17 protein-coding genes are annotated in these 17,086 nt (G+C 63.4%); 10 read left to right on the top strand and 7 right to left on the bottom strand.

The annotated features are described in order from the left end of the window. Positions 1 to 25: 25 nt before the first annotated feature. Positions 26 to 1,300: a hypothetical protein gene (locus ACLJPD_RS02145; protein ID WP_410869987.1), complete on the bottom strand. Its 1,275-nt coding sequence runs from the start codon at positions 1,298 to 1,300 to the stop codon at positions 26 to 28. Beyond that, positions 1,297 to 1,512 carry a hypothetical protein gene (locus ACLJPD_RS02140; RefSeq protein ID WP_410869986.1) on the bottom strand — a complete coding sequence of 72 codons (216 nt, stop codon included), beginning with the start codon at positions 1,510 to 1,512 and terminating at the stop codon, positions 1,297 to 1,299. The genes ACLJPD_RS02145 and ACLJPD_RS02140 overlap by 4 nt, the downstream gene beginning before the upstream one ends. 298 nt (positions 1,513 to 1,810) lie before the next feature. On the opposite strand from ACLJPD_RS02140, the gene ACLJPD_RS02135 reads away from it, so the two are divergent. The 4 genes from ACLJPD_RS02135 to ACLJPD_RS02120 all read left to right on the top strand — a co-directional run bounded on the left by ACLJPD_RS02135 (position 1,811) and on the right by ACLJPD_RS02120 (position 7,116). Then, complete coding sequence (locus ACLJPD_RS02135; protein ID WP_410869985.1) at positions 1,811 to 2,125, top strand: helix-turn-helix domain-containing protein; 315 nt, start codon at positions 1,811 to 1,813, stop codon at positions 2,123 to 2,125. A gap of 913 nt (positions 2,126 to 3,038) precedes the next feature. Beyond that, on the top strand, positions 3,039 to 3,737 hold the full coding sequence (locus ACLJPD_RS02130; protein WP_410869984.1) for a hypothetical protein: 699 nt from the start codon (positions 3,039 to 3,041) through the stop codon (positions 3,735 to 3,737). Beyond that, the gene (gene brxD, locus ACLJPD_RS02125; RefSeq protein ID WP_410869983.1) at positions 3,734 to 5,011 is read left to right on the top strand and encodes a BREX system ATP-binding protein BrxD; all 1,278 of its coding nucleotides are present in this window, start codon (positions 3,734 to 3,736) and stop codon (positions 5,009 to 5,011) included. Before ACLJPD_RS02130 ends, brxD begins: the two co-directional genes overlap by 4 nt. Further along, complete coding sequence (locus ACLJPD_RS02120; RefSeq protein WP_410869982.1) at positions 5,008 to 7,116, top strand: DEAD/DEAH box helicase; 2,109 nt, start codon at positions 5,008 to 5,010, stop codon at positions 7,114 to 7,116. Before brxD ends, ACLJPD_RS02120 begins: the two co-directional genes overlap by 4 nt. Positions 7,117 to 7,121: 5 nt before the next feature. Here the strand turns inward: ACLJPD_RS02120 and ACLJPD_RS02115 are convergent, their stop codons facing one another. Continuing rightward, a complete protein-coding gene (locus ACLJPD_RS02115; protein WP_410869981.1) occupies positions 7,122 to 8,120 on the bottom strand; it encodes an HNH endonuclease in 999 nt (332 codons plus the stop codon). A 277-nt stretch (positions 8,121 to 8,397) separates the two neighbouring features. Here ACLJPD_RS02115 and ACLJPD_RS02110 point away from each other — a divergent pair, with 277 nt between their 5' ends. From ACLJPD_RS02110 to ACLJPD_RS02095, 4 genes are all read left to right on the top strand, one after another. Continuing rightward, positions 8,398 to 8,988 (top strand): DUF3558 domain-containing protein, encoded by a 591-nt coding sequence (locus ACLJPD_RS02110; protein ID WP_410869979.1) that lies wholly within the window; start codon positions 8,398 to 8,400, stop codon positions 8,986 to 8,988. 43 nt (positions 8,989 to 9,031) lie between these two features. Then, positions 9,032 to 9,493 (top strand): hypothetical protein, encoded by a 462-nt coding sequence (locus tag ACLJPD_RS02105; protein ID WP_410869978.1) that lies wholly within the window; start codon positions 9,032 to 9,034, stop codon positions 9,491 to 9,493. Between the two features lie 143 nt (positions 9,494 to 9,636). Continuing rightward, complete coding sequence (locus ACLJPD_RS02100; RefSeq protein WP_410869977.1) at positions 9,637 to 10,755, top strand: WXG100 family type VII secretion target; 1,119 nt, start codon at positions 9,637 to 9,639, stop codon at positions 10,753 to 10,755. A 19-nt stretch (positions 10,756 to 10,774) separates the two neighbouring features. After that, positions 10,775 to 11,536, top strand: a complete 762-nt coding sequence (locus tag ACLJPD_RS02095; RefSeq protein ID WP_410869976.1) for an ESX secretion-associated protein EspG — start codon at positions 10,775 to 10,777, stop codon at positions 11,534 to 11,536. Positions 11,537 to 11,584: 48 nt separating this feature from the next. On the opposite strand, the gene ACLJPD_RS02090 is transcribed toward ACLJPD_RS02095, so the two are convergent. Continuing rightward, positions 11,585 to 12,331 (bottom strand): AraC family transcriptional regulator, encoded by a 747-nt coding sequence (locus ACLJPD_RS02090; protein ID WP_410869975.1) that lies wholly within the window; start codon positions 12,329 to 12,331, stop codon positions 11,585 to 11,587. A 54-nt stretch (positions 12,332 to 12,385) separates the two neighbouring features. Between ACLJPD_RS02090 and ACLJPD_RS02085 the strand changes: the two genes are divergently transcribed. Continuing rightward, a complete protein-coding gene (locus ACLJPD_RS02085) occupies positions 12,386 to 13,636 on the top strand; it encodes an MFS transporter (RefSeq protein WP_410869974.1) in 1,251 nt (416 codons plus the stop codon). Here ACLJPD_RS02085 and ACLJPD_RS02080 read toward each other — a convergent pair. After that, entirely contained in the window at positions 13,546 to 14,064 is a 519-nt protein-coding gene (locus ACLJPD_RS02080; RefSeq protein ID WP_410869973.1) for a hemerythrin domain-containing protein, read from the bottom strand. The two genes, ACLJPD_RS02085 and ACLJPD_RS02080, sit on opposite strands and share 91 nt — an antisense overlap. Positions 14,065 to 14,333: 269 nt before the next feature. On the opposite strand from ACLJPD_RS02080, the gene ACLJPD_RS02075 reads away from it, so the two are divergent. Then, positions 14,334 to 14,825: a hypothetical protein gene (locus ACLJPD_RS02075; protein WP_410869972.1), complete on the top strand. Its 492-nt coding sequence runs from the start codon at positions 14,334 to 14,336 to the stop codon at positions 14,823 to 14,825. Positions 14,826 to 14,858: 33 nt separating this feature from the next. Here the strand turns inward: ACLJPD_RS02075 and ACLJPD_RS02070 are convergent, their stop codons facing one another. Further along, the gene (locus ACLJPD_RS02070; protein ID WP_410869971.1) at positions 14,859 to 15,506 is read right to left on the bottom strand and encodes a hypothetical protein; all 648 of its coding nucleotides are present in this window, start codon (positions 15,504 to 15,506) and stop codon (positions 14,859 to 14,861) included. A 132-nt stretch (positions 15,507 to 15,638) separates the two neighbouring features. Then, positions 15,639 to 16,988: a hypothetical protein gene (locus tag ACLJPD_RS02065; RefSeq protein ID WP_410869970.1), complete on the bottom strand. Its 1,350-nt coding sequence runs from the start codon at positions 16,986 to 16,988 to the stop codon at positions 15,639 to 15,641. Positions 16,989 to 17,086 lie beyond the last annotated feature (98 nt).

Genomic DNA, 17,086 nt, shown 5'->3' with positions numbered 1-17,086 from the left:
GCTACGCCGACCAGGGGGTGTCGCGTCAACCGTTGCGGTAGCGCCCCTGCTGCCGCCGCTGGTAGAACAGCAGATCCACCTCCACCGGTTCCACCAGCGCCGTGATCTCGGCCAGCCTGGTGTCGTACCGAAGTTCGGTGATGCACCGATGCAGATAAGCCCGCCGCTCCGGCCCCAATTGCGCCCAGATCGCCCCGAACCGGGATTGCCCCCGCTCACCGGACACCGCGACCAGATCGAGTAGCGCAGGCCAGCAACCAGTTTCGGTCGCGCGAGCAGGCAACTCCGCCACCGCGGACTCCGACAGCAGAGCCAGCGCGTACCCCACCGCGCTCCTGACGTCGTCGTCCATCCGCGCCATCAGCGTGAAAAGCCCACGCCAACTGTCCGAATCGCCTCGCCCATCCATCGGCGCGACCAGATCGACCCCCACATCCGGATCGTTGAACACCGGATTGCCCACCAACGTCCACAGCCCCAAGGGCGTGAGATACCCAGCCAGCGTCAGAAATTCGGGTACCGCCCCGAGCGCGAGCGCGTTGCGCACCAGCCGCGCGACATCAGCAGGCTGGGCGTTCCCGAACAGAATGTCACCCACCCGCCGGATCACATCGGGCGCACACCGCGAAAACACCGACAGCGCAGCATGTTGCAGGTCGGCAGAGCCCGTCAGCACCGTCTGCGTGATCCGCGGAATTCGCCGATGCGGCCCATCGAGTAACTGACGCACCACCGCGCTCAGCACGTCGACATCGTAGGAAAACGCGGCAGAGAAGATCAGCCCGGCGTCATCGCGCACATCCGCCTCGACATGGGCGATCAATTCCGTAGTGGCGCAGGCCAAGAACGGACCAGCCGTCACATAGTCCCGCCGCCGCAGCAGTTCGTTGATGATCTCGACGATCGGCCCCGGCGCCATCTGATCGGCCAACTGCTCGATGGCCCGCGGATCGAGATAGGGCGCGCAGTCCGCCGCATACTCAGCCCGCAGCATCGTCAACGTCTCCGCCGCCTTACCCGGATGATCCAGCCCCACCGACCCCGCCGCCCGCCCCGTCATCATCGGCGGAACCAGCTTCTGCACCAACGGAATCGAGACCGTCAACGGAACGAACGGCACCAGCGCACTGATCCGCCGAAACGTCTCCGTGTGCTGATCGAACAACACCCCCGAGATCTGCTGCTGCAACGCATGCAACCGATCGGCCCCCAGATACCGCAGGTGATCCAACCGCTGCGGATGAACATGCAAGGTCCGAGCCAACAGAATCAACTGCGCCCGCGTAGTGAGGTCCGTCATCTGCCGCCGAACATGATCTTCTTCGTCACCCGACGCAACGGTCGCGGCAACGCAGAGACCATCGAATCGATGGACTTGTCCAACGCGGCCGCCTCGAACGCACTCGCGGCCATCATCAACTCGAACAGATCCCGAGCCTCATCAGCCGGCAGTTGCTCTAACGCAGGCAGTGTCTCGGGCAAGCCACCTTCACGGTCACTACTGACAGTCATGCGGCTCCTGGGTAACGCGATCTCTCCCTCCGAGGGTCCCCTCTTCCGCTGCTACGCGCTACAACTTCGCCGAATCACTGTGCACGGCTACGAAAACCGCACCCCAGGTACATGTGAACAGACGTACCACTTTCGCAAAGATGCGCTAATACACCAGATCTACAAGCGATGTCAAACAAGCGAATGCACGATAAGACGACTTCGGTTGTTTGATTTCCCTGCTTCAGGCAGGCGATGCGCTTCCTGAAGGCCTGTTTCCGCAGCCAGCGATCCCATCTGTTGCTCTAGAGTGCAACAGATGAAACCATGGCGGAAGCAGGTGCGGCCGTTGGATCTGGCCGGTGACGACCACGTCAGAAACGCGATGGAGCTGACGCAGGCACGGCGACGCCTATTCGCCGATCTCATCGGAATCCGCGTGCAGCGGGGAATCTCGCAGGCGAAGGTCGCCGACGCGATCGGGATCAATCGCTCTGGAATCAGTCGGTTCGAGGCGGACATCGAGACCAGTAACCCGACGTTCGATGTCGTATTGCGCTACGCCCACGCGGTAGGTGCCTCGCTGACATTGCGTGCTGAACCGATGGATCAGGGCGGTCATCTCCTACGCTGATCTTGCATCGCAGGCTTAACCTTTGGTGGCAGTTTGAGCCGTAATTCCCGCTCCTGAAGGGCTATTCCGTAGACAGGAGCAGATCCTCGAACCCGCTGGGAGTGGGGGAAGCGGAGGGAGTGCAGGGGCACCCCGGTACCGCGAGGTACGGATGCACCCTTGACGCGAGGTCCGCCGGTCGGTCGCCGCTACGGTCATTTGGTGTTGCACGCCCGCCGGGCATTACTCGGCAAGGGCCGGGACTGGGATTCTGCACAGAGTCAGGAACACCCAGGGAAGCCCTGGTATCCATGCCACCAACCACGGTGGAGCCGTCCGAGTCCGCCTTTACCGGCCGACTCTGTGTCATCGGAATGGTTGCAGCGGCCCCTCTGACGGGCGACGACTGCGCGAGTAAGGCGCATCACCCGCACAACTCGCCCGGGCGCACAGCGGCAAGGGGGGAGGTTGGCGGAGACGCCAGAATCATCGGTAGGCTTCCTGCCTACGGCGGTGAGTCTGCTGAACCCAGATTCTCGCCCAGGGCCTCGGCGGTGTTACAGCACCTCCGGGGCCTGACTTGTGCGCCGACCGTACCATAGCCGTCGGCTATCCAAGAAACGTCGTCAAATCCTCAGACCACCGATCCTGGTCTGACACAGCCTTTTTCCACCCTTTGGGTGGAGGCGAGGGCACACCCCACTCAGCCAACACGGCCTGAGTGGTCCCCACCCTTCGGCGTCTGGTTCGAAGCCAACTCCCCGGCGGAGACGTACCGCACTGGCACCCAATCGGTCACGTATCGATTATCCAGAGCTCGGTCAATCGACGAGCAACAACCAGCTGTGGTGGCGTCGTTCGGATCACGCGATCTGGCGGCGGTAACGTAGCTCGCAGTTGACGACCGAGTCACGTGATGGGGGTGTAAGCCGAGATGGCGCGCATTTCGAAGGTCCTGCCGAGCTTGCAACAGATCAGGCCTCACAAGGCCGAGGACCAGGTCGAGTGCGAGTGGAAGATCATCGTCGACACCGATGGTGCACCGTTGTTGCACCTGAGTACTTTCGGATCGACCAACCGTGCTTCGAAGCGGAAGAGCAGCCAGTCGATCCAACTCAGTGCGGGTGTAGGGCACGAACTGATCGCGATCCTCGTCGAAGCATTCGGAGCTCCGGACCGGTCGCTCGAGGGCTTGCCGCTGCCTGACACGCGTGATGGGCGGGATGTGATCCCGCGAGATCAAGAAGATGGCGACGCGGTGTTGCCCGACGTTTCGACCGTCGTTCCGGACGACGATCCGGTGGAGGTTCTGTCACCAGAACACCCGCTGGTAGCAGAGCTGTTGAACAGCGAGATATTTTCCCTTCAACGGCGACTTGCCGGCCGTGTGTCGGTGCCTGATGCGAAGATCGGTCAACTGGTCGGAGCGCTTTTGAATACGCGGTTCCTCGAGGTCACTCGCCTCCAAGCCGCCGCTCTGCTGGGTGTCCCGCTGGGTCGGGCTACCGGCGCTCTGTCCCAAGTGCAAAAGATTCTCGACGTGGAGGGGTACGAGGTGTTGATCCTCGGGAGTAACGATGTGGTGCGCCTGGATAAGGGTGCGATGGTCGAGCAGTTCGGGTTGAGTCGGTGAGCCAAGTATCGAACCGGAGGCGTCGGGAGATTCTTGACGCGCTACGAGTCGGCACGGTACCGGCGAACGGCCTTGACCAACTGGCAGTCGGACTCGAGAAGTTCGACGCCGGGATCACCCAGGACCTAGGCACTCTTGCCCACGGCGGGTCGGTGTTCAAGGCTGTTCGCGGTGACTACGGGTCGGGAAAGACCTTCTTCTCCCGCTGGATCGGTGACCGCGCCCTGAAGATGGGCTACGCGGTCGCCGAGGTCCAGATCAATGAGTCCGACACTCCGCTGTACAAGCTGGATTCGGTCTACCGGCGGGCGATTGAATCGTTGCGCATGGCGAGTGTTCCGCCGAGTGCCCTGCGGAAGCTGCTGGATGCATGGCTGTATACGGTCCAAGAGGAAGCCGACGAACAGGGCATAGGCGTCGACATTCTGATCGACCGACGGCTTGCCGCAGTCAGCGACAAGGCGCCGATCTTTCCCCTGGCAATCCGGGCGTACCGAAAGATGGTCGAGGATGAAAATCGTGTCGGCGCCGATGCGATGGTGGCGTGGATCGGTGGTCAACCGAATGTGGCAGCAACGATCAAGCGGCAGGCCAACATCCGCGGTGATTTGACCAATGAACTTGCACCGAGCTTCTTCCGCGGTCTTCTTGCCGTCCTCAAGGACGCTGGCCACCCCGGCCTGATCCTTGTCCTCGACGAGGTCGAGACGGTTCAGCGAATGCGTTCTGATACACGTATGAAGGCGCTCAACACCCTCCGCCAATTCATCGATGAGGTCCACAAGGGCGAGTACCCTGGCCTATATCTGCTGGTGACCGGGACACCGGCGCTGTTCGAGGGGCGTCAGGGCATTCGGCTTCTGCAACCACTCGCGGAACGGCTGCACACGGACTTCTCGTCGGATCCGCGTTTCGACAATGTCCGCGCGCCTCAACTGCGCTTGACCGCGTTCGACCTCGAGAAGTTGGTCGAACTCGGCACACGAGTGCGTGCGCTCTACGCGTCGGGCGCGGACAACCAGGATCGGGTTCGCACGGTTGCCACCGATGCCTTCATCAAACAGTTGGCAATCGCTGTGGCGGGCCGTTTGGGCGCCCAGGTGGGAACCGCGCCGCGGATCTTCTTGCGCAAGCTGGTCGACGTGCTCGACAAAGTTGACCAGTTCGAAGCATTCGATCCGATGAGCGACTACAAGCTCCACATTGCGGACTCGGAGTTGGATGAGGCGGAGAAGGCTGCTGTGAGCGCGAATGACGTGCAGTTGGACCTGTGACCGTCGATAGCTCCGACGAGGCGTTCCTCCTCCTTCATCCGGATGTGCAACACCACATCGCAAACACATTGCGGTGGGATGGGTTACGAGAGTCTCAGTCTGCCGCGATCGAGCCCGTGCTCTCCGGCCAGGATCTAGTGATCCTGGCACCGACAGCCGGAGGTAAGACGGAAGCTGTTGTCTTTCCGCTGCTTTCGCGCATGGCAAGTGAAGACTGGCAGGGAGTTTCGGTCCTGTATGTGTGTCCTCTTCGTGCATTGCTGAATAATCTCGGCCCTAGAGTCGCAGAGTACGCAGCCTGGTTGGGCCGTTCGTCGGCCGTTTGGCACGGCGATGTCAGCCAGCCCGAACGGCAGCGAATTGTCGCAAACCGTCCCGATATCCTGTTGACTACGCCCGAGTCGCTCGAAGCGGTTCTCGTCTCGACGAAAACCGACACCCGCGCCCTGTTCGCCGATCTGCGGGTTGTCGTTATCGACGAAGTACATTCGTTTGCCGGTGACGACCGCGGCTGGCACCTGCTCGCCGTGTTGGAACGGTTGTCGCGCCTCGCGAAGCGTCCGCTGCAGCGGATCGGCCTCTCGGCGACTGTCGGAAACCCGGCGGAGATGGTCGAGTGGCTCCAGGGGAGTAGCAAGGACCGACCGCGGGCCGTCGTAGAGCCGAAACCTCAGCAGTCGGCGGCACAACCCGAGGTAGAAGTCGACTATGTCGGTTCGATCCCGAATGCCGCCAGGGTTATCGCCGCATTGCATCGTGGCGAGAAACGGCTGGTGTTCGTCGATAGTCGGCGACGGGCCGAGGAGTTGGGTGCCGCGCTCCTCGAAGCGGGTGTTGAAACCTACCTGTCTCATTCGTCGTTGTCGGCAGCCGAACGTCGGCGGTCCGAGGCCGCGTTCGCTGACTCCCGTGGCACTGTCATCGTCGCGACCTCAACCCTCGAGCTCGGTATCGATATCGGCGATCTGCACAGAGTGATTCAGGTCGGTCCACCTCGAACGGTCGCATCATTTCTTCAGCGGCTGGGCCGCACAGGTCGAAGGACGGGGGCCACTCGCAACTGTCTATTCCTCGCGATAGACAGCGAAGAGGTCCTGCCAACCTTCGGCATGCTGCATTGCTGGGCTCGCGGCTGGGTCGAGCCAGTCGTGCCCCCACCTGTCCCGAGACACATTGTCGCCCAACAGTTCCTTGCCCTCTGCCTCCAAGAGGGCAAGCTGACGTTCGACAGCGCGAGTCGATGGTGGGGCTCGCTCCCGATATTCGACGATGACGCTGCGGGCATCCTCGACAATCTCCGCCGAGCGGGCTTCTTGGTTCGCGACGGGGACTATCTGATCATCGGGCCGGAAGCAGAACGACGCTTCGGTCACCGCTACTTCTCAGACCTGACGGCGGTTTTCAGCGCACCACCTGAGTTCATCGTCCTCGCAGGCAACGACGAAATAGGCACCGTCGGAACAGATTTGCTCGCCGAACGTACGGACGACGCGATCGTGTTGCTGTTGGCGGGGCGGTCGTGGCAGGTGGACAACATAGATTGGCGGCGCAGACGGTGCTGGGTTGTGGAGGTCGGTGACGGTGGGAGGGCGAAGTGGTCGGGAACCGCGTCTGACTGGTCATATGAATTGGCGCGGGGAATGCGAGCGGTACTCCTGGGCGAGGACGTGCCGGGAGTTCGGGTAACCGACCGCGCGGCGCGCGTGCTCCTCGCCCAGCGCACGGTGTACTCGCAGGCTGTTTCCCCTGACCGATTGATCGTCACGATGTCGGACGATGACGGCGCCCGATGGTGGACATGGGCAGGTACAACGGCGAACCGTACTTTGCATGCCTCGTTTCCGGATCTCTTCGAGCCTGCTCAGCGGATCAACGACAAGGCGATTCGGCTCCGTAGCGGTCTGGACATCGAGGATCTGGGAGCCCTACGTACGGGGCGGACATTGGTTCTGCCGCGCGTAAGTCTGAATGCGCTTTCAGGCTTGAAGTTTTCGACTGCGCTTCCCGAAGCCCTCGCGATGGACACCCTCTCCCGACGGCTCGGCAACCTGCCGATTGCGCAGTCGGTGATCGACGAACGCCGTCAGATTCGATCAGACTGCTGATCGGTCTACTTGGCGCCCCACTGAACCGGTTTTGTCCAAGCGACGTCGATACCAGCGACCGTCGCCGCCGGCTTGCCGGACAGGAACGCCTCGAAACGCTCGGCAAGGCGATGCTCCGCAGGGCGGTACTCAGGCTTCTCAGGGACCAACAGCTGTGCGTTGTTCATCCCCTTCAACGCGTACTCCAAGATCGGTCCTTCGTCCTCGGCATCCATCAGCACAGGACCTACATGCACACGGAGATCAGGAGAGAACCCGACCAGGTTGGCGTCGTAGGCCGCATGGTGAATACGGCACAAGCTCAACCCATTCGGGATCTCGGCTGCACCGTGCGCGTGGGCATCGGGAATGATGTGCGCCGCTTCGAGCAGCTCAGGTCGACCCAGATGACATACAGCGCAACGCTTCTTATAGGCGAACAGCACCTGGCTGCGGAACTGGGGTTGATGGAGCCGTTGATGTGCGACCCGCTCGGCATAGCGCTTCTCCACGGGAGAGAGATGAAGCGGGTTTGTCACGTCCAGGAGCTTCTCATCGAGCGCGAGGATGATCTGCAGGTTCGCCGGATCGTCTTTGATCGCGTAGACCGGGTAGATCGGGACGTAGCGGATCCCCTCGACATCGATCCATTGCAGGAAAATCATCGGAAGCCCGGTGGTCACCGAGTGCCTCAACTTCACGTTGTCGCCCTTGTCGATCGGGCCAGCTCTGTATGCGTACGAGTGCAACGACTCGCCCACAACCTCATCCGAGTACTGACTGTCCGGCTTGGTCATGATCGACAACGTCGAGTTGAACGTCGCGGGATTGCGGATCCCCCGCTGGCCGTCCACGAGCGGGATCCGTGTGCCCTGGAACGTGAAGTCGAAAAGCTCTTTCCGGGTGAGCGCACCGCCCTTCGCTGCGACCAATTGGTCTAGGGCAGCGAAGATTTCAGTTCGCAGTGCAAGCTCTACATCCAGATCCACCTGGTCCAGCTTGCCACTCTTGAGCGGACGCCACATCCGATCTCCGCGACTGAAGGCGACAGGCCACGCGCATTCGCGGAACCGTCCATACGGCACCCAATTCGGTAGTCTCATGGTGACAAATCCACGTGTCAAGCCAGCGATTTGGGCGATCGTCATGTGTGCGCGGTCGACCCTCACGCGCCGGCGCGACACACTGGTTGTCGTACATGAGGCGGTCTCCTGTCAGATCTTTGGGCGATTGCCCGGTGGCGTGTGATTGGGTAGCGTGGCAGGTTCAAGGGGGTGGGGACTCCCCGAACGGGCTTACCTGATGTCGAGGAGGGGTGGGGTGCGGTGTAGTCGGGCTGGGTTCATGGCTGTTGGTGTTGTGTTTCTGGTGGCTGGGTGTGGGTCCTCGACTGATGGGGAGGCTGTTGGGGTCGAGGGGACGACGACTGGGCAGGGGCTCGCGGCGGAGGTGCCTGCTGGGTTCGATCCGTGCAAGGACATTCCGAAGTCGGTGTTGGATTCCGAGGGGCTGCGGGTGGCCAGTTCGAACAACAATGCTGACTACGACGGGGCGGGTGGGATCAAGTGGCGGGGCTGCCGATGGGCGTCGCCGGACGGTTACGGTGTTGGGATCACCACGACCAATCTGACAGTCGAGCAGGTGCGTGCAAATACGAAGCTGACGGTTCGCGCTGAGTACACCGTTGACGGACGGGCTGCAGTTGCTGCAAGCCGTTCCGACACCAAGAACCCTCGCTCTGTGTGCACGCTTACCATTGCGATGCAAGGGGGCGGCCTCGAATTCTCTCTGGACAACCCCGATTCGCGTCGAAAGACTGGTCACCTGGACACATGCGAATTGGCTCGCGGACTCGCGGAGAAGGTTGTTCCGTTGATTCCAGCTGGTGCATGACTGGCATACGACTGCTTGGACTTCAATTAGGGGGAATCTGACTATGAGTGGTGATCGTCCGTTGCAGGATCTGCTGACCGAGGCACAAGAAGGTCGGTTGACAATGCGGTTCGGCGATTCCGTGCGGGTTGACGCAGAAGAGTTCGTCTATATAGAGCGGGAATGCGAAACGTTCAAGACGCTCATCGTCGAGCTTCAATCCACCGCGACTGACATCTCCCAACGTGAAGTGTGGGGGCTCGGTGAGGCGGTTGCGGAGTTGGTCTCTGCGCAGACCATGGTCCGTCGGTTTCGGGAGAAGGGGCAAGGGTCGGACAACAGCGTCCACGCGATCCTTGACCAGCATTACAAGATCGTTGATGACCTGCAGGAACTGCATCGTCTGATCGCCCAGCGCTATCAGGAGACCGACGCCGAGTTCGCCTCCCACTACAAAGAACTCCTCGCCGCAGCACCCGCGCCCGGAACTTCTGGCGGCGGCGACACCCCGGCCGAGCGCGTCTAGCGCCCGCCACCTGATCCACGAGCGACGGCAGGGCGAAGATGGTTTTCGAAGACAAGCAGATTCAGCAGCAGGAGCACACCCGTGACTTCAGACACCCGCAGATCAATGGCGCATTCAAACCGTTGGAGCCCACTGGTAATGCGTTGGCCGCAGCGGGTCAGTACAGCCAGATCGCCCAGAAGTGGCGGGAGGGTGTCACCGATTTCGCCGCGCGGATGAATCGTGCGAGTGCCGCGGCGTGGGAAGGTCAGGCGGCCGAGCGGTCTCGTGAGGCGATCAAGAATTACACCCAGCGTGCGACCGAGCTGACTCCGGAGCTGGAAGCCTTGGCGACTCGGGTGGGGGAGACGGCGCAGGCGATCACCACTACGAAGGATCAGCTGCCTCCGACCGGGCAGAACTTCGATTTCACCTCGCCGAGTACCTGGGATATCTGGAACAACGAGGACCCGGACGAGCAAGAAGAAGCAGCTCGCCTGGTGATGAAGCAACATTATGTGAACCCGTTCACCACTGCGGACGGCGCTATTCCGGTATTGCCGACACCGGTCAGCCCGACGAACCCCTTGCACGGGGCGATCGACGACGGTACCGGTGGTGGCGGAACTGCCGGTGACGGAACTGGCGGTGACGGAACCGGCGGCGGCACGGACGACGGTGACGGTTCCGGCACGACCGAGCCCTCGACCACCGAGGATCCGGCGGTCGAGGAAGATCCTGAGGCCACTGCCGAAGGTGACGACGAGTCCGCCGGCGACGACACGTCCTCAGATGATGACGAGGACAGCGGCGACGACGAGGACGGCTCAGACGACGAGACCGCTCCGAGCAGCGCGACACCGGAGAGCGCTGTCGCACCGGCAGCGACCTCTCCTGCCTCGGCCGCACCGTCGACCGGTTCGCCCGGCGGCGGGTCCGGTGGTGGCGGTGGATCGCCGGGTTCAGCTGTGGCAGCTCCTGTTCCAGGTCGCGCGGTGGCTGGTTCACCGGTGATGGGAACACCAGCCGGCGTGGCAGGTGCCGGGTCGGCGTCGTCGAGTGCGGGTCGTTCGGGAATGCCGGGGATGATGGGCGCGCCGGGCGCCGGCCGAGGCAAGGGCGGCGACGATGACGACACCCATGAGATTCCGGACTACTTGATCACCGCGGAGAACACCGAGGAACTGTTGGGCGAGATGCCGAACACGATCGCCGGTGGGGTCATCGGTGGTGATGCGCCGTCGGCGAACACATCGCCGGATGCACCACGACCGCCGAACTGAACAGGAGAACAAACCCCCGATGGCTGAATGGGTTTGGGAGCCAGATGATTTCGCAGCGCTCTGGTACGGCGACGGTATCGATCGTTTCCCTCGTCCGCTGCACTATCTGAGCCGGTTTCGCTTCGTCGACGACTACGAGGCTCATCGCACTCGCGTTCTCGCAGCGCTCGACGAGGAGGAGAGCGAGCTGATCCGGTTGGCATTGCACACGTTGACATTCGGGCAGTTGCGCATCGAAATCCGTGGTGGCTCAACAGCTACCAATCCGGGGGTGATGCGTGAGTACCGCATTGTCGGTGCGCAGAACGGCCCGCATGGTGTGGTGTTGGCGCAGGCGATCGTCAACGGGGTCGACGGCCCGATCCATGGCCGGCTCTTTCCATCCGATCAGTTGCCGAAGCGTCTCGCCGGGCGGGTTCCCATGTGTAAGCCCGGGCGGCAGGCACCGATTTCTGTCGACGTCGTCGATCTCGAATCCAGCGTGATGCGCCAGTCGTTTGCGCGGCGCAGTCCTCGGGAAGAATACGAAGCGCTGACCCGATGTCCGATCGACGGGAGTGGTCACGCTCGCCTGCTGGTCGGCCACATTCTGGACCGCCCTGATCCGTGGTACACGACGCAGTGGGTCGATCTCACCGACGACGGACGCTACCTGCAACGACGTACCCAAGACCGAATCACGGTACGACCAGCGGTTGAGGATGATCTGCCCGTCGGATTCGCCGGATGGATCGAGCGAGCTCAGAAACGACTCCGGTCGGAAGAGTTCAGCGCTCGGTGAGGGTATGCCTTCCGAAGAAGCACTCGTGGCAGCCATACCGAACAGGGCCTATTGGCGGGGTTGGCGCAATCCGGGGGTGTGTCCGAAGGTGCGGCGGAAGACGTCGATGAAGGCGCTCGCCGAGGACCAGCCGCATAGGTGCGCCACCGTGGTTACCGGAGTGTTTTCGGCGAGCAGGACCAAGGCGTAGTACAGGCGCAGTTGGGTGCGCCATTGCGGGAAGCTCATGCCGAGATCGGCTTTGAACAGGCGGGACAGGGTTCGGTCGCTGGCGCCGATCTGCCTGCCCAGTGCGGCCAGGGTTCGGTCGTCGGCGGGGTTCGCGTGCAGGATCTCGCACACTGCTCGCAGTTGAGGGGTGGACGGTGTGGGCAGGTGTAGAGGCTGCTGGGTGGAGGCTCGCAGTTGATCGAGCAGTACCGCGCGCAGTCGTGCACGTTCAGGGCTGTCGTCGTGCGGGTTGTGCGTGTAGGCGAGGATCAGCTCCCGTAGGAGGGGGCCGACGGTGAGCACGGTGGGCTCGTCCAAGCCGAGCGGGTTGTCGGTGGCGGGCAGGCCGACCAGGTGGAGCGCGAGCTTGCCGTGCGCCTGGTGCGCGTGCATGGTGCCTGCGGGGACCCAGATGGCGCGGGTGCTCGGCGCGATCCACGTACCAGCGCTGGTCGTGACGGCCAGTACGCCGCTGCCCGCGTAGACGATCTGGTGGTCGTCGTGGCGGTGCGCGTCGATGGCGCCTCCGGGGGTCAACCACTGGGTGCGGGTCGGCGCTATCGGCACGTGGCGGATTTCTGTCATTAGTTGGCAGATTATCGGAAGCACGACACGTTGCTCGTCGATGAGCATGATGACGTGGGAAAGCACCGAACGATCATCATGCTGTCGACCAGCCATGCCTGCGTGGACATCTACCAGGGGTCGGTCGCCGCACTCGTACCGTTCTTCGTCGCGGAACATGCCTACAGCTATGCAGCGGTATCGGGCATCGTGCTCGCCGCATCGCTGCTGTCCTCGGTGGCCCAGCCGGTGTTCGGCCTGCTCACGGACCGTTGGGCGATGCCGTGGCTCCTCCCGGTCAGTACGATCTCGGCCGGACTCGGCATCGCGTTGAGCGGACTGAGCGGCTCCTACGCTCTGACACTGGCTTTCGTGGCATTGTCCGGGGTCGGGGTGGCGGCTTATCACCCGGAGTCCGCTCGCGTCGCGCGGCTGGTCAGTCGGGGAAGTCATAGTGCGATGGGATGGTTCGCCCTCGGCGGCAACCTCGGCTTCGCGGCGGCGCCGCTCATGGTCACCGCCGTCGTCGTGACCGGTGGGCTGCGTCTCTCGCCCCTGCTGATGGTGCCGGCGCTGGCGGGCAGCGTGCTGTGTCTGCCTGTCCTGCGCGCATTGCGCACACCGGACCTCGTCGGTTCCGGCGACACTGTCGGTGCGGACACCGACGACAAGGCGTCGTTCGTGAAACTGTCTCTGGCCGTGGTCTTTCGGTCCATCGCCTTCGTCGGTCTGAGCACCTTCATCGCGCTGTACGCCCAGCAGCGGATGGGCGGCAACGTGACAGCGGGTACCGCGGCGCTGTTCGTGCTCTACCTCGGTGGTGCGGTGGGTTCGGTGCTGGGCGGCAAGTTGGCCGATCACTGGGAGCGGGTGACCGTTGCCAGTTGGTCCTATCTACTCACCATCGGCGCCATCGCCGGGGTCGTGTTCGTGCCCGGCCCGGCGATGTACCTGTTCGTCGCGCTGACCTCCGCAGGCCTGTACATCCCGTTCTCCCTGCACGTCACCCTCGGTCAGGACTACCTGCCCACGCGCGTAGGTACCGCCAGCGGCATCACCCTCGGGCTCACCGTCAGCATCGGTGGCCTGGCCACGCCCCTGATCGGCAGCGTCGCCGACGCGACCTCCCTTCGAACCGCGCTGACGCCACTGATCCTGATGCCCGCCCTGAGTTGGCTGTTGTTCCGCACACTGCCCGAACCGAAACCCGCGTCGGCGGTGGAGCGACCCGGAGACTACGAGATCACCAGGCGCAGCGGGCCGGGGATCGTGGTCAGTACCTTGCGGCGGCGTTCACCCTCCACGTCTCGTAGCAGCCAGGAGTAATACGACCGAATACCGCGGATTCCGATGCGGCGGCGCATCTCTCGGTCGAGCAGCGACCATTCTCGATCGTTGATCAACGGCAGGGTTTCCCGCTCTTCGTGGTGCAGATGGTTGTGCAACAGATCGGACAGTGCCACGAGCGTTGGTCGCGCGGCATCCGGTCCGGCAGTATCGAAAGTCCGGTTCGCCTGGGCGAGAAGCGGATCGATCTGATCGTGCTCGGCGGCCATCGCCTCGACCAGCTGCGCGTTCACGCCGCGGCGGCGCAGGCTCGGCCAGAGCACGACGTCCTCGGCGGTGTGGTGGACGGAGAGTTGGGTACGAAACTGCGTCCAGCGTTCACGATCCGGGGCTGCGGCGAGCGCTCGGAGATCGCGCCGGAACGCGTCATGTGCTGCGTACATCATGGCCACATCGCGTTCGGACATCTGCCTGACCTTTCCTCGTGCGGGTTGATCCGCGTCATGGATCAATTACATCCGCGCGAGACGAGGCAAGACATCGTTGATTCACCCAAATCCATGCGTGAGCGTCTCGGATCCGAGCCGAATGTCTGCCGCGGCCATAGTTGTTGAAGCGTCCACGTGACATCGACAACCCTGTGGGCCAATTGTCTGATTCGAACTCACGTTCGAAGATTGATAGCCTTCGTGCATGGTCAGCTCATCGCATGAGGCGATGCACGGGATCTTTACCCATGATGCAGCCGCTGGTCCTAGGCCCACACAACGTGCCGACGATCACTGATCCAGCGGAGGTGCTCGCTGACTTGCCGCTGGCAGCGCTGTCGGCGATCACGCATGCCCGTGAGCCGGAGATCAGTGAGATACTGGACTCGATCATCGTGGCTTTCCGCAGGCGGGGGTGCGACGATGAAACCGAGTTTTACGCCGAACTGATCGAACAGGGTATTTCGCACACCGACGCTGCCCAGCTCTGGAGGGACAAAATGGATACGGATCTGTCGTTCTTCCGTTCGGAATCTGCTCAGCGATTGCGTGCTCAGGGTGTCGAGCAGGGCGTTGCTCAGGGAGTGGCGCGTTCGGTGTTGACCGTGCTTACCGGTCGGGGAATCGAGCTTTCTGCCGCCCAGCGAGAACTCCTCGCCGAAACGGTCGACCTCGATCAGCTCAATGCATGGCTGATGCAGGCTGTGACCGCGACCCGCGCGGAAGAACTCTTCGACTGAGCGGGTTCGCGGCGTCGGCCATCGTCGTGCTCGCTACCCCTCGGTCTGGCGGACCTTGATGGCGTCTCGGGAGATGAAGACGTCGTATTCGCCGGGGGTGGCGATCACGGCGTTGCCGTAGGCGGAGCGGACGAAGGGGGAGGTGTACCAGCGGTCTTCGTTCATGTCTTGGAAGAAGTCGCGGTCGCCGCCGTTGAGGAAGGTGTGGTCCTGGGCGGGGGATTTGCCGTCGAGGCGTTGGCCGAACAGGCGGGTGATCTTGTAGCCGGAGTGGAAGCCCAGTGCGTTGACCCACGGTTCCAGCTCGACGATGTTGGACTGGAGGGCCCACAGGTCGCCTTCGATGCGGTGGGTTGTGGGTTGGCCCGCGGTGCCGTCTTCGTCGAACTGGGTGAGAACGAGGTCGAGTTGGTGTTCCTGGCCGGCAACGGGTTTGGCGACTACGTGAGCAGCCTTGATTTCGCCGGTGAGGCCCAGGTAGGTCTGTAGGAGGGTGGCGATCCAGAGTAGGAGGACCGCTACCAGCAGGAGAGCGGCGCCGGGGATCGCGCGGCCGAGAACGGCTTTCGGACCGCGGCGGCGGGTGGCCGCCAATGCGGCCATGATCAATAGGACGACGGCAAGGGCGCTCAGGGCCAGGAGACCGACCTGGGCGAACCCGAAGGACACCGGGAAACTCATGATGTGGGTATACCCGAAAACAGCTGCCACAGACGCTGTCTCGCAGTTCTCTGAGCGAGAATTCGATCAGGAGGGGTGACAGCGGCGCGGTGTCACGTGCCTGCGGGGCCGCTGGACGCGTTCTCGGACCAGCTAGGGGGTGACGATTTCCGGCGGCGCCGTGCGATGGCGCAGCAGGGCGAGGACGGCGATCGTGCAGCCGAGGGCGACGACGACCGCGACCGCGCCGGGGCCGACGCCGCGATCCACGTCGGTGGTGCGGTACCAGGAGGACGAATAGGCGAGGTGGCCGAAATCGATGTCGCTCAGCGCGACTCCGATCGATGGCACGAACAGGATTGCCAGGCCGACGGTTCCGGCGGTGGGGCTCACCGGAACAGCTGTGCCCAGGCAATATCCGGCGACACCGCCGAGGGCGAGACAGCCGAGGGCGGCGGTGAGGGTGGCGGGCGGGGAGAAGACGTCGGCGGCGAGGACGAAGCAGGCCAGGGCGAGCACGCTGGACGCGGCGACCAGCGGACGCGGTGTGCGGATGCCGATCAGCAGGCCTGCGGCGGTGGCGGCGAGAGTGGCCAGATCGACCCATCCGGAGCGCGGCAGCGTGATGACGAGGCTGCCCGCGACCGAGAAACTGCTCATCAGCACGACGAGAATGCCGTCGCGGCCGGGCAGGATCATCGCGGCGGCGACCGCGGCCGCGATGGCCACGAACGAGGCGATGACCAGATAGAACGCGCTGGTCTTGTTGGACGTCACGGCGAGCGCGGTGACGATGGTCGTCGTGAACGCGACGACCGCGGCGAACACCGGCGCCAGCGGGATGGCGGTTTCGGTGGTGGAGCGGGGCGGGGCGGCGGTGGTGAGTGCGAAGTAGGCGAGGGCGAGCACGCTGGCCGCGATGAACCACAGGGGCAGCGTGCCGCCGAGCGCGCCGCTGAAACCGTCGGAGTTCGGGTCGGTGGGGGACTGGGTCAGGTCACCGAGGATGGTGCCGCCGAGCACACCGAACAGGTAGACGGTGCGCAGCAGCGGTTCGTTCCATACCGCGACCGCGAGCGCGCCGACGACCACGCCCGCGAGCAGCGCGTCGATGAAGTTCAGCGTGGGCAGTGACAGGGAGTCGAGGTGTCCGTCGGTGCTGTCCGGGATGAACGCCAGATGGTTGACCAAGATGCCGACCAGGGCGAGCAGCGCGGTCCAGCGGGCCGTGCGCACGCTACCGATGGCCACGGTGACCGCGGCGGTGATCACCGCGACGAACGCGGCGCCGGTCATCGCGCGTGGCACGTTGAGCACCAGCAGATCGACGTGCAGCGCCGCCGCCAACGAGGTGAAACTGATCGGCAGCATGATCGCGAGCGCCGCCACCGACGTGGCCACGAAGACCGTGACGGCTTCGCCCGCCCAGCGAACGGTCGAAGGCTGCACCGGATCCCCGTTCTCGCGGCTGATCAGGTCCGGGGTGGACCGTGTCCGGAGCATATCCAGGTCGCGACCGGCCGATCGGCTCCTCGAACCCGAATATCTTTCGTGTCGCGGGCACCCGCATGCGAAGATTAGCGAAACAGGTTGGCAGGCAC

It is taken from the genome of Nocardia sp. A7 (assembly GCF_046549215.1).
In the GTDB taxonomy this organism is placed as follows: Bacteria; Actinomycetota; Actinomycetes; order Mycobacteriales; family Mycobacteriaceae; genus Nocardia.
This window is presented reverse-complemented; position numbering and strand designations above follow the sequence as displayed.

What these genes read in the sequence shown, in the direction of transcription:
- ACLJPD_RS02140 (WP_410869986.1), bottom strand. Translation starts at nt 1,512, where the DNA reads ATGACTGTCAGTAGTGACCGTGAAGGTGGCTTGCCCGAGACACTGCCT.
- ACLJPD_RS02090 (WP_410869975.1), bottom strand. Translation starts at nt 12,331, where the DNA reads ATGACAGAAATCCGCCACGTGCCGATAGCGCCGACCCGCACCCAGTGG.
- ACLJPD_RS02105 (WP_410869978.1), top strand. Translation starts at nt 9,032, where the DNA reads ATGAGTGGTGATCGTCCGTTGCAGGATCTGCTGACCGAGGCACAAGAA.
- ACLJPD_RS02070 (WP_410869971.1), bottom strand. Translation starts at nt 15,506, where the DNA reads ATGAGTTTCCCGGTGTCCTTCGGGTTCGCCCAGGTCGGTCTCCTGGCC.
- ACLJPD_RS02080 (WP_410869973.1), bottom strand. Translation starts at nt 14,064, where the DNA reads ATGTCCGAACGCGATGTGGCCATGATGTACGCAGCACATGACGCGTTC.
- ACLJPD_RS02095 (WP_410869976.1), top strand. Translation starts at nt 10,775, where the DNA reads ATGGCTGAATGGGTTTGGGAGCCAGATGATTTCGCAGCGCTCTGGTAC.
- ACLJPD_RS02130 (WP_410869984.1), top strand. Translation starts at nt 3,039, where the DNA reads ATGGCGCGCATTTCGAAGGTCCTGCCGAGCTTGCAACAGATCAGGCCT.
- ACLJPD_RS02110 (WP_410869979.1), top strand. Translation starts at nt 8,398, where the DNA reads ATGTCGAGGAGGGGTGGGGTGCGGTGTAGTCGGGCTGGGTTCATGGCT.
- ACLJPD_RS02065 (WP_410869970.1), bottom strand. Translation starts at nt 16,988, where the DNA reads ATGCTCCGGACACGGTCCACCCCGGACCTGATCAGCCGCGAGAACGGG.
- ACLJPD_RS02115 (WP_410869981.1), bottom strand. Translation starts at nt 8,120, where the DNA reads ATGTGGCGTCCGCTCAAGAGTGGCAAGCTGGACCAGGTGGATCTGGAT.
- ACLJPD_RS02135 (WP_410869985.1), top strand. Translation starts at nt 1,811, where the DNA reads ATGAAACCATGGCGGAAGCAGGTGCGGCCGTTGGATCTGGCCGGTGAC.
- ACLJPD_RS02075 (WP_410869972.1), top strand. Translation starts at nt 14,334, where the DNA reads ATGATGCAGCCGCTGGTCCTAGGCCCACACAACGTGCCGACGATCACT.
- ACLJPD_RS02145 (WP_410869987.1), bottom strand. Translation starts at nt 1,300, where the DNA reads ATGACGGACCTCACTACGCGGGCGCAGTTGATTCTGTTGGCTCGGACC.